Origin of the sequence: Marisediminitalea oceani (assembly GCF_003731635.1) — a bacterium.
In the GTDB taxonomy this organism is placed as follows: Bacteria; Pseudomonadota; Gammaproteobacteria; order Enterobacterales; family Alteromonadaceae; genus Alteromonas; species Alteromonas oceani.
In genome coordinates, this window is record NZ_RCUA01000086.1 from 78088 (window position 1) to 93489 (window position 15402).

A 15402-nucleotide genomic window follows, 5' to 3' on the forward strand; every position below is an offset into this window, starting at 1 on the left:
TGTATAAATTTTCTTCTCTGTTCTCGGTTTCACAGGGTTTGTGTCGCGGGAGTTCCCATGCTTTTTATTCCGCATGCCTGGCATGCTCATTATGTATTTCTGGTTATTGGTCTGGCCGCGCTGTTAATGGCCAGCAATCGCGTGCGTTACGATATGATAGCTATCACGGTAGTGCTGGCCCTTATGTTAGGCGGAATATTGTCGGTAAAGGAGTCACTGGCCGGTTTTGGTAACCCGGTGGTTGTGCTTATTGGCGCCCTGCTGATTGTCGGCGAAATGCTCGACCGCACCGGTGTTGCCCGTTTTGTGGGTGACTGGATAGGCCGGCACAGTCATAGCTCCACTAATAAACTGTTAATCATGCTTATGCTTGCCAGCGCCATTTTAAGTGCCGTAATGAGCTCTACGGCGGTAGTGGCCATTTTTATTCCTATCGTAATGCGCATCGCCAAACAAACCGGCAATAGTGCCAGTCAGTTGCTGCTGCCCATGTCTTACGCGGCACTGGTGAGCGGTATGCTCACCCTCATTGCAACGCCGCCTAATCTGGTGATCAGCGGCGAGTTAGGTGCTCAGGGCTATGAGCCCCTGCGCTTTTTCACTTTCACGATGCCGGGGCTGGTCGTGCTTGGTGGCCTGATGCTGTATATGCTGCTGGTCGGTCGTAAGTGGCTACCAAACAACGGTAAAACAGAACACCAGTCTGCCCAGCGCTCGATTAAAGCCCTGTGGGACGACTACCGGGTGAACCGTGAACTGGTTTACCTGCGTATCGATGAGGAGTCGCCTCTGCACGGAAAAACCATTGCCCAGAGCGGCTTGTACGATAATTACGGCTTGCGCATTCTTGACCTGTCCCAGCGTGTTCGGGGTTGGCGGGAGTTAAAGGCCGGTGTATCGCCGGATATTGTGCTGCATGCCGGAGATGTACTGCATGTCGCAATTCCGCCTGAGCAACTGGCACCGGTGGAAAGCCAGGTCATGCTGATGCCATTTCACCCCTCGCAACTGGAAACCCAGTATCGCAGCTGGGAGTTCGGCGCTGAAAGCGTGCTGGTTCACCCGGAATCAAAGCTTATTGGTAAGTCGGTGCGGGAGGCCAAATTCCGCGATCACTACGGCCTGGATGTATTTGGCGTGAGGCGTAACCGCCAGTCCCTGGATGACTACCAGAATCAAAAACTGCAAGCGTCTGACTGTCTGTTGGTGACCGGCCCCTGGGCTAAGATTATGCAGCTTCAACAGCAAAACCACGATTTTGTGGTGCTGGAAACGCCCGCCGAAGCTGCCGATGTAGTGCCGGCATTCCGGCGCATGCCGGTAGCACTGGCCATCACGACCTTTATGGTACTCAGTTCGGTTTTTAACTGGATGCCGCTGGTGGCAGCCGTGTTAATCTCAGTAATCGCGGCAGTCATTACCCGTTGCCTTACCGCAGCCGACGCTTACCGGGCCATTCACTGGCAAAGCCTGGTATTACTGGCCGGTATGTTACCCCTGGCTGACGCCCTGCAACAAACCGGCGGCACCGATATGATTGTGGGTAGTATGATAGGCTCGGCGGGTGACGCATCCCCGCAAACGCTGCTGGTGCTGCTGTTCGCGATTACTGCTTTGCTGACCAATATTTTATCCAATACTGCCTCAGCAGTCCTCATGGCGCCTATCGCAATCAGCGTCGCCCACCAGCTGGGCGTATCGCCCTACCCACTGGCAATGACCGTGCTGTTTGCCGCATCAGCGGCCTTTATGACTCCTATTGCCTCACCTATCATTACGTTGATTGTGGAGCCCGGCAAGTACCGCTTTTTTGATTTCATCAAACTGGGCAGCCCTATGCTGGTCTGGGTATTTGTATGCTGTTATTTCCTCATTCCCTTCTTTTTCCCCTGGTAGCGAATCATTAACACAGGATGTTAACGAATAGCTACCTATGGTCTGCGCAGTGGCGCAGACCAGACTATACTTGCCCTGCGGACTATTAAAAGCTAAAGAAATGTTAAATTTTGTCTTTTTGTGCTTCAAATTTGGTCACAGCAGGAGTATCTTTAGCTAATTAGTTAAGCCCCCTAACAATTAACAGCGAACCTCACTTCGCTGTTATAAGCACTGAGGTAGTAATGGTTAATAACACTTATGATGCCATCGTTGTTGGCTCCGGAATAAGCGGCGGTTGGGCCGCCAAAGAGCTCACCGAAAAAGGCCTGAAGGTATTAATGCTGGAGCGTGGCGAAAACGTTGAGCACGTAAAGGACTACACCAATACCCATAAAAACCTGTGGGATTACCCTCACCATGGTCGCCCAAGTCAAGAAGCACTGGCGTCTCAACCGGTGATGGCTCGCGGTAAGGGCTATCCCTTTAACGAAGTCACTATGGGCGCCTGGGCGGACCATAAAACTTCGCCTTACGTTGAAAAAGAGCCTTTCCAGTGGTTCCGCGCTTACCAGGTGGGTGGCCGTTCATTGTTATGGGGGCGTCAGTCTTATCGTCTCAACCCGGAAGACTTTGAAGCCAACGCCAAAGAAGGCGTAGCCATTGACTGGCCAATCCGTTACGACGACATTGCGCCCTGGTACAGCTACGTGGAAAAGTTTGCCGGTATCTCTGGAAACAAAGACGGTCTGGACGTTTTGCCCGACGGTGACTTCCTGCCCGCGTTTGAAATGAACGCCGTAGAGAAAGACCTGGCTGCGCGCCTGAAAAAGCAATACAAAGGCGAGCGTCACATGATCATGGGCCGTACCGCCCACATTACCGAGCACCGCCCGGAACAGGGCCGCGGTAAATGTCAGAACCGGGATAAATGCTGGACAGGTTGTCCCTGGGGCGGCTACTTCAGTACTCAGTCGGCTACCCTGCCGGCGGCACTGAAAACCGGTAATCTTACTCTGCGTCCAATGTCGATTGTAAAAGAGCTCATCTACGACAAAGACAAAAAACGCGTTACCGGTGTAGAAATCATCGATGCGGAAACCAAAGAAACCATTGTTTATAAGAGCAAGATTGTTTTTCTGAATGCGTCGACACTTAACTCTGCGTGGGTTCTGATGAACTCCGCCCGTGATGTGTGGGATAACGGTCTGGGTTCAAGCTCTGGTGAGCTTGGCCACAACGTGATGGATCACCACTACATGTTAGGTGGCACCGCTGATGTCCCGGGGCACCTCGACAAATATGTTTATGGTCGCCGTCCTACCGGTATCTACATTCCTCGTTTCGCTAACTGGGGCAATGACAAGCGCGACTTCCTGCGCGGCTTTGGCTTCCAGGGTAACGCTGTACGTCAAAGCTTTAATCGTGACGCCGATGGCCTTGGCATTGGCGCAACACTGAAACAGACACTGAGCGAGCCGGGTAAGTGGACTATGAGCACTGTGGGATTCGGCGAAATACTGCCGGATCACCGCAACAAGGTCAGCCTGAGTAAGACAGTCACTGATGCCTGGGGCCTGCCAGTACTGGAAATGGATGCCAAAATCCGTGATAACGAAATCAAAATGCGTAAAGCCATGAAAGAAGACATTGTAGAAATGTTTGATAGCATCGGTTTGGAAAACGCACAGGCGTGGGAAAGTACCTACCATATGGGTAAAGGGATCCATGAAATGGGTACCGCTCGTATGGGCCGGGATCCAAAAACCTCAGTACTGAATAAACACAATCAGGTATGGGACGCACCGAACGTTTTCGTCACCGACGGTGCCTGTATGACATCATCATCCTGCGTCAATCCGTCTCTGACCTACATGGCGTTAACCGCCCGGGCAGCAGACTTTGCCGTTGAAGAATTAAAACGGGGGAACCTGTAATGGCAAACTCAACATCCACCACCATGGACCGTCGCACGCTGTTAAAGCTCATTGCCGCCTCAACCGGAGCCGGCCTGATCAATGCTCCGGCACTGGCAGTCTGGGAAGAACAACCCGACCTGTTACCGGTAAGCAAAGCCGGCTTTGATGACGCCACTGTGGCGCTCATTACCGAACTGTGCGAGGTGGTTATTCCGCGCACCGACACCCCGGGAGCCAAAGACGCCGGCGTACCGCCATTTTTCATTGGCATGGTGCGCGAGTGCTACGACGAACAGCAACAAAAGCTGTTTGAGGCAGGCTTTGCCGACATTGAATCACGCAGTAAAACGCTTTACGGCAAACCTTTTGCGACCCTGAACGCAGAGCAAAAGTCCGATTTGATCACGGCCATTGATGTTGAAGCCATAACGTTTAACAAAGGCGAAGACACGCAGTGGGATGGCGCTGGTTTTGAAGGTCAGCCACACTACTTCACGCTGATGAAACAACTGGTTATTTTTGGCTTCTTCTCATCCAAAGTGGGCGGTACCCAGGTACTGCGTCACTCAGATGTGCCCGGCGGCTATTACGACATTCCTTATAACGAAGGCGATAAAGCCTGGACAACACCCTGGCCCTGGTAAACCACAATGAAATTAAACAAGCTTATCAAACATCCGCTAACCAAAGCCGCCGTGCTGACCGCCGGTTTGCTTAATGCGAATGTCACCATGGCAGAAACCGCCGTTGCAGACTGTGTGTTACGCGATACGGCATTTAGTGTGCAACTGCCTGCTTATGATGTAATGACCCGCCCGGAAGCGCGGGCTATTGCCGAAAAATATTACCCGGGATTGTTTGAAACTCTGCCAGCCTGGTTACTCAGCGAAAAAATGCCTTCTTTTGCCACCATACTGACACTGGAGCAACTTATCGCCAGAGCCGATCCGGCTAAGCCGCGCCTGGCTGAACTGGATGCCGAGCTTCGCGCGTTGCCGGTAACCGAAGCCGTTAAAGCTGCTCGTTGCGCTCGTTTTGATGCCGAGCCGCAGTATTTTAGCGTTGATGATGCCCCGGTGCAGGTACTGGTGTATCAAAAGATCAACGGCTACGACCATGGTCGTTCCGTGACTGCCGCTACCGAAGCGCTCACGCGTATGTCAAAAGAAATGGGCTATGGCGTTACCGTTACCGCTAACGGCGGCGCGTTTAATGCGAAAAACCTGTCTCAGTTTGATGTAGTGGTATGGAACAACGTGAGCGGTGACACGCTTACCTTGTCGCAACGTGCTGCATTCGAAGACTATATGAATAACGGTGGCGGTTTCCTTGGCGTTCATGCCTCAGGCGGCGACTCCATTTATTTCTGGGACTGGTATCGCGATGCCCTGCTTGGTGTACAGTTTATTGGCCACCCTATGGATCCCCAGTTCCAGTTAGCCGAACTCACCACCCACGAGAATTCGGCGCATATTGCTGAGTCACTGCCAGACACCTGGTCAATTAAAGACGAGTGGTACTCGTTTGCGGCTGAGCCCGATTTAGAGGGTGTTGAATACGTGATCACCATCGATGAAGACAGCTATGCACCGGGCAATCTGGCCATGGGCGGCGTTCATCCTATCGCCTGGAAACATTGTGTAAATGAAGGCCGCGCGATGTATACCGCGATTGGTCACCGCGAAGAAATGTATGACGTACCGGAAAATATCACCCTGATCAAAGATGCCCTGAAATGGACATCCGGTCACGGCGCTAAAGTTTGTGCTGAATAAGGGTGTGTTCTAACTTAAAGGCAGTGCTGAGAAAGCCTGCTTTTATCCGCAAAAAAGGCTCCTGTACGGGAGCCTTTATGCCTTCAAGCATTATCCATGCTGTTCGTCGAGTAGTTCAGACTTTTTCTTAATCTTACAATTGAAGATTTTCTGGGTATTCTTCCGGCCTAAATACCAGGCAACAGTGTATGGATGTGAGCGCTTGAAGAATCGTTTAAAAGCTTTCATATGACATCCTCCGTTTTGTGTTGCCCTATTAACTATATGACAATACTGTAATAATTGCCAGTACAATTTTAAAATCGTATACTATTTTGTTTTTGCGTCGATTTTAGAGCTCTTCTCCAGCACGCCCAAATAAAATTTAAGCAATTGAAAAATAAACATTTATACCGAATCACTTCGCGCCATATTCCAAACGTCTGACGAGAAGGCTTCTCAATCTTTTTTTACGGCTAATAATCCGGATACAAAAAATCCGCAGGCTGGAACAGCACTGCGGATTTTTATTGATAACGGTTTCTCCCGTAGGATGATTAATCGATATATTCGATGCGGAAGTTATCCAGCGTAACCGTTCCACCACTTTCTGTGCGCAGTTGAATAAACGAATTCTCGCTGGCCACTGGACCTTCCACCTCCAGGGTACCGATAGTCAGTTCATTAATCAGAGTGGCATAGAACTTAGAACTGCCGCCTAACCAGGATTTACTGCTGCTACTGGTGTTGTTATCCACGTAGATCTGGAAGTTGTTATCACCGTCGGGGTCGCTTACGCTGACGATATCCACCAGCACCTTGTAAGGGCGGCTCAGATCAAACACACCACGACCGGTCGTATCACTGTCGGCGGTGTCGGTCTCAGGCATGGTATCGCCAATCGTAAAGCGTGCACTGGTCAGGGTAATCTGGCCATCGGCCACCACGATACCGCTGCCGCCGCCGGTCACATTATGCAGTGGCATTGAACTGTCTTCCGGTAGTGACTTGTATTCAGCACTGAAGAACGTATCTTCGTCTGCCGCACTGAAGTCTTCGCTGTAAGGTAGCGTGACATCGGTGCCTGCATTACTGCCACCACCGTTACCGCCGCCGTTATCATCTTCAATGGGCGGAATATGCAAATCACTCTGGTCAATCTTGCCCACACCCGCATGGTTGATAACCTTACTCTTCACAATACTGGTTTCATCCAGCGTGTAGGTATACGGCACTTCGTAGCTACTGGTTGGTGTAGCATCCGGTCCGGCTACCACGTCACTGCCTGACGGTGTGGTCCAGGTAACGCCGGTACCAAACAGGTTACCCGAGGTATTCCAGTAGCCTATCTCTGCAGAGTAGAACGACACGATTGGATTTTGGGTATTTTCAAAAACGTTATTCTCAATCTGTAGTTCTGCTCCCATACGCGAATTCATACCGGTAGAACTGATGTTGTTGTAGTAGTTATTGTACAGATGACCATAGCCAAAGCGGAACAGCGGTAAACGCGATTCAATGCTCTCAAAGCGGTTATGGTGGAAGGTAATCAACCGGTCTCTGTCATTACTACTGCTTTCATCATCGGTATGACCATGTAACGAGGCTTTCCAGTGATCGTGCAGATAGTTATAGGAAATAGTGATGTTCTTCGCACCAGACTTAGAGTCAATCAGACCGTCATAGAAATCCTTATTCACATTTAACGTACTGTAGAGCTCGTTATGGTCAATCCAGATATGACTGGTGGTTGAGCCATCATCATCACCTTCAATGGAAATAGCATCCTTACCACCGGTTAAGACGTGATGGATCTTAAGGTTCTGGACAATGATATTGTTGGCCCGGCGAATCGAAATACCAATGCCGTCAAACTCACCGCGGTCGGCAACACCAATAATGGAAACATTGTCCATATCCTTAATTTCGATGGAGCGACCGCTGCCATCATTGTTGGCATCGGTAATAACACCGTCCACATAAATGGTCACCGGCGTATTGGCGTTGCTGGCTTCTTCGAGCGCAGCGGTTAACTTCGCCCCGGTATCAACCGTTACCACCATGCCACCAGCGCCTCCTGTAATATCGAAGTTATGACCGGCAAAACCTTTATCGGTGACTTCTTCGATAATTACCGGCGCATCCAGCGGCTGAGGCTCCCAGCCAGCACCGTCATTGTAGCCGGCAAAAACGCTGGCACGAGTGCTGTAATCAGCCACTTCTGCCTCCGACAGGAGGTAACCACCCGACCGGGCAGTCAGATCCAGTGCATTGCCCTGGCCATCCATACTGCCGTACTCACGCCAGCCGGCATTTGCCGTGGCAGGGTCCGGGTTGGGTTGTGGCTGACCATTAATGCCGTTATAGGCCCAACCCACTGCAGCAATATGCTCACCAAAGGTGTTATTTACCAGGGTAATGTTGTCGTAGTAGTTACTGTTACCACCACTACGGGCAATATAGGTAGAACCGGCTTCAACAGTTGTACCAAGCGGCCCCGGGCCATGGGTAAAGTCACTGTTTAAGAACACAAAGCCCGGATCATCGGCATTTTGTACCCGCGCCTGCAGTACATAGCCGCCCGGTGAGGTGGCATCGCTACCGTATTTCGAGTCGCCAATAGTGCGGATTTCGCTTTCTTCAAATAAGGCAGCTGTTGCATAGCCCCAGATAAAGTCAACGTTACCGGCCACCAGCGTGTTGTAGAACCAGCTGTAGCCCTTCAGCAGCAGCGTATCCTGCTCACTGATAAAGTTCATGTTATTGGCAATCAGGCGATGACTGCTGTTGAAATAAATAGTTTCGGCCTGATTCGAGTCTACGTTATTGCGGGTATGGCTGTTCTTCAGGGTAAAGTTATTCAGCACCAGATTATCAGCACTTTCTACCAGGAACACGCTACGGCCACCGTTTGGTGTGCCAGTTCCCGGAGCTTCGCTGCCGCCGGTGCCACCGTTAAAGGACTCGTAGTTATCGTAGTAAATAACCGTATTGTCGCGATCCTCGCCTTCAATAGTCAGGTTATTCTTACTACGCACGTACAACAGCTCATTGTACATACCCGACTTAACGGTAATGGTTGCTGCGGTGTCTTTGGCAACATTTTCCATTACGTAGTTAAGTGCGCCCTGTACTGTTCTGAAATCTGCCAGTCCGTCGTCATCTACGGTCACCGCGCTACCTGAAGGCCCTATTTCCTGGGTGCTAAACTGCCAGCCGGCCGTTTTACCCATGCCGGTAAAGTCGGTGCCGTTGAGCTGGGTTCCCGTAACCACGCCCTCACCAATGGCCACATAATAGGTTTTATCGTAATCCAGCGCGTTGGTGTGCGGTACGATAGTCAGGGTATTACCGTCAACCCTGAAGGGGCGGTAGTTTACCCGGCGCAGACGATCCTGTCCGGTGTAGCCCAGCGCATCAATATCACCGCCCAGGGTAATAACATCAGCCACCGTATCGTCGGCTGCGTCATAGATGCGTACTTCGCCAACCTCAGCCAATACTGGTGCACTATCAAAGGTAATCGACAAGCGACCGTCCACATAAGCATTGGGCGCTGCAATTGCAGGGGAAGTTCTGCCGGTCAGGTCGCCGTAATCACCGGTTGGCATTACAAAGCCTTCGGTCACTAATACCTCAACACTGCGCACCAGAGTAGGATCGGAGCCTGACGTAAAGGTTATCGTGGCACTCCCTGCTGCGGCAGGTGTTAGGGTAACATTGGGGCCGTCAATAGCCACACTCACCACGCTCTCATCTGACGATGTAACCGTAAAGGTATCATCGGTAATGCCATCATTTTGCACGGCGGTGACATACACAATCAGCGGGTCTGTTGTGGTTGTGGCGTTCCATTCTGTGTCTTTATAGTCCAGGGTAAGTTGCACCGGCTTCACGCTCGGATCGCCTACCTTGAAATCGTCCATTTCAAAGGAACGGTTATTGGTAAACATGCCAATCAGCCCTTTAGCCGTAAAGGTTGTATCACTGATTGAGCCCATTTCCTCACCGTCCAGGTAAACCGTTAGAGTGTCACCTACCAGGTCGAAACGTACGCGGTACCAAACGCCGTCGGTGCCGTCTTTTTCGCCCAGTAACAATGGCGTACTGGCCTGAACCGGACGATTAATTGAACCGTCGGTGCTGATGGCAATTTCCACCCGGGTACTGCTTGATGAGTTCTGCAGATTTAAACCGCCGCCGTACCAGTTACCCGCACTATTGTAGCGAGCAGTAAAGTACAGCTGTTTATTAGCGGTAGTGCTGTTTTGACGCGGGCGAATGCGGGCTTCCACAAAGTAATCGGCCGTATCCGGAATCTGCGCCATGGCTTCATCGGTGAGCTGAATGATTTCACCACCGGCGCCACCGGCGGTATAGCGCAGCATGTCGTTACCGGTATCGCTGGTATAAATATCAAAGCTGCCGATAGCCCCTTCGGTATTATCCGGCTGGGCCAGCAGGTTCCAGTTATCGGTGTTACCGCTGCTGAAGTCATCACAAAAATACAGGCTCGGATCATCTTCGCAGGAAAACATGCTGGCATCTTCAATATACTCAATGCGCAGATTGTTAATCACCACGGTACCACCACTTTCCGTTCGCAGTTGCAGGAAGGAGTTTTCCGATGCCAGTAATCCCTCTACTTCCAGCGTGGTGCCGGGCTCCAGGGTGTTGATCAGCTCACTATAAAAACGTGAATCACCACCGTGTACCGACTTACTGCTGCTACTGGTGTTGTTATCCACATAAATCTGGAACTTGTTGTTACCCTCGGTATCGCTTACCGACACAATGTCCATAACCACTTTATAAGGGCGGCTTAAATCAAGCACACCAGTGAAAATCGTGTCATCGGCAGTGGTTTCAGTATCCGGTACTGAATTACCAATGGTGAAGCGACCTGAATCGATTTGCAGACCATCGCTCACGACCATCACGGTGCCGCCGGTACGGTAGTAAAGTGGCAGGGTTTCACCAGTACTGTTAACCAGGCTGGCAAAGGCATCAGAGAAGATATCCTCCGTCACGCCAATGTAGTTATAGGTGAGTGGCAAGTCCACCTGCGGAATGTCAGGCTGCTCAGGCACTTCGGGTTCTTCCGGTTCCTCCGGTACTTCCGGTGCATCCACAGCATCGGCCACCGTCTAGATGGTCAGGTTATCAATGGTGATATTGCCGGAACTGTCGGTACGTAACTGAAAGAACGAGTTTGTGATAGCCGGGTCTAAAATGCGCGCATCCGGGTCGTCTGCCGGCAATCCCGTGACATCGGTACCGGGCTCATAGGTGTATGTAAAACGCTGACCAATCGGGAAGTTTTCTTCGCTGATGCTCATCCCAATAAACTTACTGGCGCCGCCATGTACGGAGTTGCCCTGACTGGTGGTGTTGTTATCCACGTATATATTCAGGCTGCCGGCACTGGTATGGGAAATCACATCAAAGCTGATGGTAAAGCCTTCGCTGATATTAAAAATACCGGTTCCCACCGTATCTGATGAGGTCGTTTCAACACCAGGCGTAGTATTACCAATGGTAAAGCGCGCGCCAGACAAATTAAGCTGGCCCAGCTCCGGGTCGATGACCGGACTACCGCCAGTTTTAAAGTACATAGCGCTGCTATTCGGATCATCGGTTAAACGCTTATAACCCGACGAGAAGAAAGTGGTAATGTCGGTATCAAAGCTTTCCGCTAAAGCAGGCTCAACATTAGACGCTTGTTCTTCTAATGCAATCAGTTCCAGATCGGCCTGTTCTTCAGTAAGAACCAACAGGTTATCCTGCGGGTCCTCGCCGGCATCACAGGCCCGCACTAAACTGGCTACTGCCTGGGTAGGATCATCAAACCAGCATAAACTGTATACCTGGTTAACCGTATTGTACGAACGGGAAACCAGGTAGTGAGTAGTGGTATCGGTGGTCAGTACCAGTGCCCGGCGTCCAAAAGCAAAGCCATAGTTACCGGTTGTGGTCACTTCGCCTTCCGTGTAGCTAAACGAACCAGTCAGGCCGCCAGCGTCGTCCGGCGTAAACGTAACTGCAGACTTCACCGCCGTACTGCCCTGAATATAAGTGTTGTATAGGGTACCGGTTATCAGCTCAACGTTAATGGCATTGGTCAGCAGTGTGCCATACTCGGTTTCGAGATAGTTAACAAAATGCGCTACCGCGTCATCATAGTCTGTTAGCGTGGTGCTGCCCCCCGCGGTGGCCAGCCATGGCTCTACATCGGCAGCAAAGTCATCGCTATCCTGGGCGAAGAATGACTCAACAGTTTCGCCCTCCTCCAGTAACATTTGCGCTGCGGCTGCGGCATTGGCAGAAATACTGATACCGTTAGTGGGATCGGCATCGGTATCAAGCGCCTGCAACAACCGCAGGGTATTAACAACTGCCGGATTAAACGGGTTATCGGTCTGAAACAGTGCCAGCGGCGTTAGTAAACTGGATGCCGGCACGGTCGGAAACGTAAAGTCACCGATTGAAAACGTTATCTGATCACCACGAAAGTAAGAAAATTCACCATTTTCATTAGTGGTGCCGTCGGGAAAAGACTCTGAGCTATAACTTAAGCCCCCTACCGGGGCGTCAACAAACTGGCCGGTCAGCGCGGGCGCCGGCTCTTCCTTTACATTGATGGTTTGTTCAAATCCGCAACCGGTTACCAATACGGCGCTACCCACCAGAGCAGCAATGCGATTGAGCTTTTTCATGTTCACCCTCCCAGGATGATAGTGCGGGAGTGCGGCCTGGCGGCACCAAAGCAGTGTCCGACCCTGATGCCACGTTCCCGTTTCAATTAACTGTGCAGAGGCAAAGCCTCGTTATCGTTTAATAGAACTTGATCGTGGCACCTAACTGATAGGTCTGGCCGTACACTTCTTTTTGATACAGGATGTTGCCACCGCTGTACTCATTGCCTTTAAAGAAGCGTAAATCTTCCTGTGAGGTCAGATTAAGCGCATCAAAATACAACTGAACGTTTTCGGTCAGATCATATTTAAATTTGGCATCCACACTGGTGTAGCCGGCCTGATACTGATCGCCCCAGATTTTACAGCCCTTCACATCATCCAGCTGTGCTGACACCGGGCATGAGCCGATTTGCTCAAGAATTTCCGAGCGGTAATTGGTGATCAACCGCGCAGAAAAGACTTCGTTTTCCCAGCCAACGGTGAGGTTAAAAGTTTGGTCGGCCTGGTCTGGCAGCGGCATGCTCCCCTGACGCACGGTGTCGTCGAGTCTGGCGTCACTGTTGAGGAAAGTGGCATTGGACTGAATAAACAAGCCATTTTCAAAGTACTGGTTATAGCTCAGCTCAACGCCGTATACCTTGGCTTTATCACCGTTTAAGGTGATATTGATTTCATCCATGAACAGGTCCTGAGGAATAACAAATTCCGTGACCTGATTGACCGGTAGTCGCACCGGCAGATCGGCGATGGACATGCCGATACCGTTGACTTCAATGATGAAGTTTTCAATATCCTTGTAGAACAGGCCGATCTCCATAAACAAATCTTCGCTGGCATACCAGCTTAACGACGCATCATAGTTTATTGATGTCATGGCCGTCAGGTTGGGGTTACCCACATCCAGAGTATTGTCGGAAGCGAGAATGTAGTCCTGCAACTGACGAATGCTGGCGCCGCCCTGAGAATCATCACAGTCATCGGTACCGGGTGGGCACAGCTCTATGTCACTGTCGAAGGTCGCATACGCGCGGGCCTGGCTAAATGAAGGGCGGGTAAAACTACTCCATATAGCACCGCGCACCAGAATGTTCTCGGTGGGTTCGTAACGCAGATGCACACTGGGGAAAAATTCAGAGTATTTTATCGAGGCTTCCGGCAGTGGAATGGCAATATCCAGCTCACCGTTGCCAGCGCCGTTAAATTCAAAATCATCATTTTCCAGCGACATAAACCCGGTGGACGCAAACTCTGTCTCTACCCAGCGCACGCCGGTAATGATGGTGGCGTCCATGCCTAATGGGAACTCTGTCATGGCGTACAACGCTTTGGTGTCTTCATCGATGGCGTAGTCACCCTTAGTGCTTTCAATCGATTCTTCACCATTAGTGGCTGACTCAACTGTTTGACGTGTTACGTCAACAATTGCATCAACGATGGCTGCACTTTCAAAGGGATACTGGAAGTCGCTGCCTGCCGGTACCGCGCTTGGGTAGTCGGCAAGACTGGAATTCACCGCATCAATACATGCCTGGCCGTCGTTACAGTCCTCTGGCGACGGGTCAAAGCTCCAGCGGTTCTTATCCCGGGCGTAATAACGAGTGGTAAACAATCCACCCACTTTCACGTAGTTTATGTATTCGTTGTACACATCCTTACGCAGATTCACCTGCCAGCTTTCCAGGTCATCGATGCGTAAGCCGCCTTCCAGGAACAGGTTGTCGAAGTCCCAGTTATTCAGGTCGCTGGCATCGCCGCGCGCAGCATTGCCAAACATACCTTCGGAATAAGGCAAGCCAGCAAACGCTGCGGCCTCTTCAGGGCTCATTACCCGGGCATTGATGTTGCGGCGGCCGCCCTGACCGTAAACGATTAGGTCGCGTTCGCGAAATTGTACCCGGCGGTCACCACGGGAATCCTCTTCTGACTTAGATTTAGCGTATTCGTAATCCAGAACCCAGGTATCATTAAATGTATTCCTGCCGCCCAGGCTGAACGTAGTGGTTTCGTTACTACTCTCCTGAATAAAATGCTGATGAAAGACATCAATATCCGACAGAATAAACTCTTTGGTATCGTCATTTACAAACAGGATCTCTTCGTTACCAAAAGAACCGGCGTCCTGAAAATCGTAGAATTCACGTAATGCGAAGTCCCCATCCTCATATTTAGTGTAGGTGCCTTTGGCATAATAATAAGCGTTCTCTGATGGCTGATATTCAACGTTTAATGCCCCCGCAGTACGAGTGCGATCAGCAATTTCACGACGGTATTCCAGCTGTGCAGGGCCGAGGATTTCAGGGCCGAGATTACCGGCAGCAATGTCTTCATCGCTAACCCCGAAATCGGCCTGATAAAATTTCATTTCATTGGAGCTGTGATGGCGGGTTTCGTCAACCAGCGTTTCGCGGTCTTCATAGGACAGAGCGAAGCCCAGTCCTATAGTATTATCAAATAATAATTGGGTGCCGTTTAAACTAAATCGCGGTGAATGGGACTCACGTAGTTCGTTGTAGGCATCCTGCACTTTCAGGTTCAGAGTACTCTTACCACGGTCAAAGGCTGAAATAGCTTTTACGTTTACGGTACCGCCAATTGAGTTAAGGTTTTGATCAGGGGTCAGTGATTTTAATACCTCAATGGTTCCCAACAAGTCGGCGGGTATGGCATCAAGGCCAACCGCGCGGTCTTCACCGGCGCCGGCCATTTCCGCCCCATTCATATTAACCGTTACAAAGCTTGGGCCCAGACCACGAACGGCGACAAATTTACCTTCGCCTTCACTGCGTTGAAGGGTTACGCCGGGCAATCTGCGCAATGATTCTGCCACGTTCTGGTCAACAAAGTTGCCCAGTTCGTCAGTGGAGATGACGGAGCTGAAGCCATCTTTCATACGTTCCAGATCCCGCGCTTTCAGGTCAGCAGTTTTCACCCCTTTAACCTGAATAATTTCAAGATCCTGTTGTTCGGTACTGGCAGCTTGTTCCGTTTCGGTGGAAGCTGGTTGCGTGTCAGCGGCTTTATTCTGTTGTTCTGCTTGCTGAGCATAAACGGGCAAACTTAACGCCAGACAGGCCATTACCGCGTTTAATCGAAATGTTCTCATGTTCTTTCTCCAGACACGATGAGTAAGTCGTGTAAACGAGTGCGATATAATTT

7 protein-coding genes are annotated in these 15402 nt (G+C 50.8%); 4 read left to right on the plus strand and 3 right to left on the minus strand.

The features are described 5' to 3' along the window. Positions 1 to 57 precede the first annotated feature (57 nt). The 4 genes from D9T21_RS21325 to D9T21_RS21340 all read left to right on the plus strand — a co-directional run bounded on the left by D9T21_RS21325 (position 58) and on the right by D9T21_RS21340 (position 5569). Positions 58 to 1896 (plus strand): SLC13 family permease, encoded by a 1839-nt coding sequence (locus D9T21_RS21325; RefSeq protein ID WP_123327185.1) that lies wholly within the window; start codon positions 58 to 60, stop codon positions 1894 to 1896. Positions 1897 to 2120: 224 nt separating this feature from the next. After that, positions 2121 to 3812, plus strand: a complete 1692-nt coding sequence (locus tag D9T21_RS21330) for a GMC oxidoreductase (protein WP_123327186.1) — start codon at positions 2121 to 2123, stop codon at positions 3810 to 3812. Beyond that, positions 3812 to 4438 carry a gluconate 2-dehydrogenase subunit 3 family protein gene (locus tag D9T21_RS21335; RefSeq protein WP_123327187.1) on the plus strand — a complete coding sequence of 209 codons (627 nt, stop codon included), beginning with the start codon at positions 3812 to 3814 and terminating at the stop codon, positions 4436 to 4438. The genes D9T21_RS21330 and D9T21_RS21335 overlap by 1 nt, the downstream gene beginning before the upstream one ends. 6 nt (positions 4439 to 4444) lie before the next feature. Continuing rightward, positions 4445 to 5569, plus strand: coding sequence for a ThuA domain-containing protein (locus tag D9T21_RS21340; RefSeq protein WP_123327188.1), 1125 nt, complete (start codon positions 4445 to 4447; stop codon positions 5567 to 5569). 536 nt (positions 5570 to 6105) lie between these two features. Here D9T21_RS21340 and D9T21_RS21345 read toward each other — a convergent pair. The 3 genes from D9T21_RS21345 to D9T21_RS21350 all read right to left on the minus strand — a co-directional run bounded on the left by D9T21_RS21345 (position 6106) and on the right by D9T21_RS21350 (position 15349). Continuing rightward, positions 6106 to 10680: a pectinesterase family protein gene (locus D9T21_RS21345; protein ID WP_241155784.1), complete on the minus strand. Its 4575-nt coding sequence runs from the start codon at positions 10678 to 10680 to the stop codon at positions 6106 to 6108. 15 nt (positions 10681 to 10695) lie between these two features. Continuing rightward, positions 10696 to 12264: a hypothetical protein gene (locus tag D9T21_RS23065; RefSeq protein ID WP_241155785.1), complete on the minus strand. Its 1569-nt coding sequence runs from the start codon at positions 12262 to 12264 to the stop codon at positions 10696 to 10698. Between the two features lie 118 nt (positions 12265 to 12382). Next, a complete protein-coding gene (locus tag D9T21_RS21350; protein WP_123327189.1) occupies positions 12383 to 15349 on the minus strand; it encodes a TonB-dependent receptor in 2967 nt (988 codons plus the stop codon). Positions 15350 to 15402: the final 53 nt, after the last annotated feature.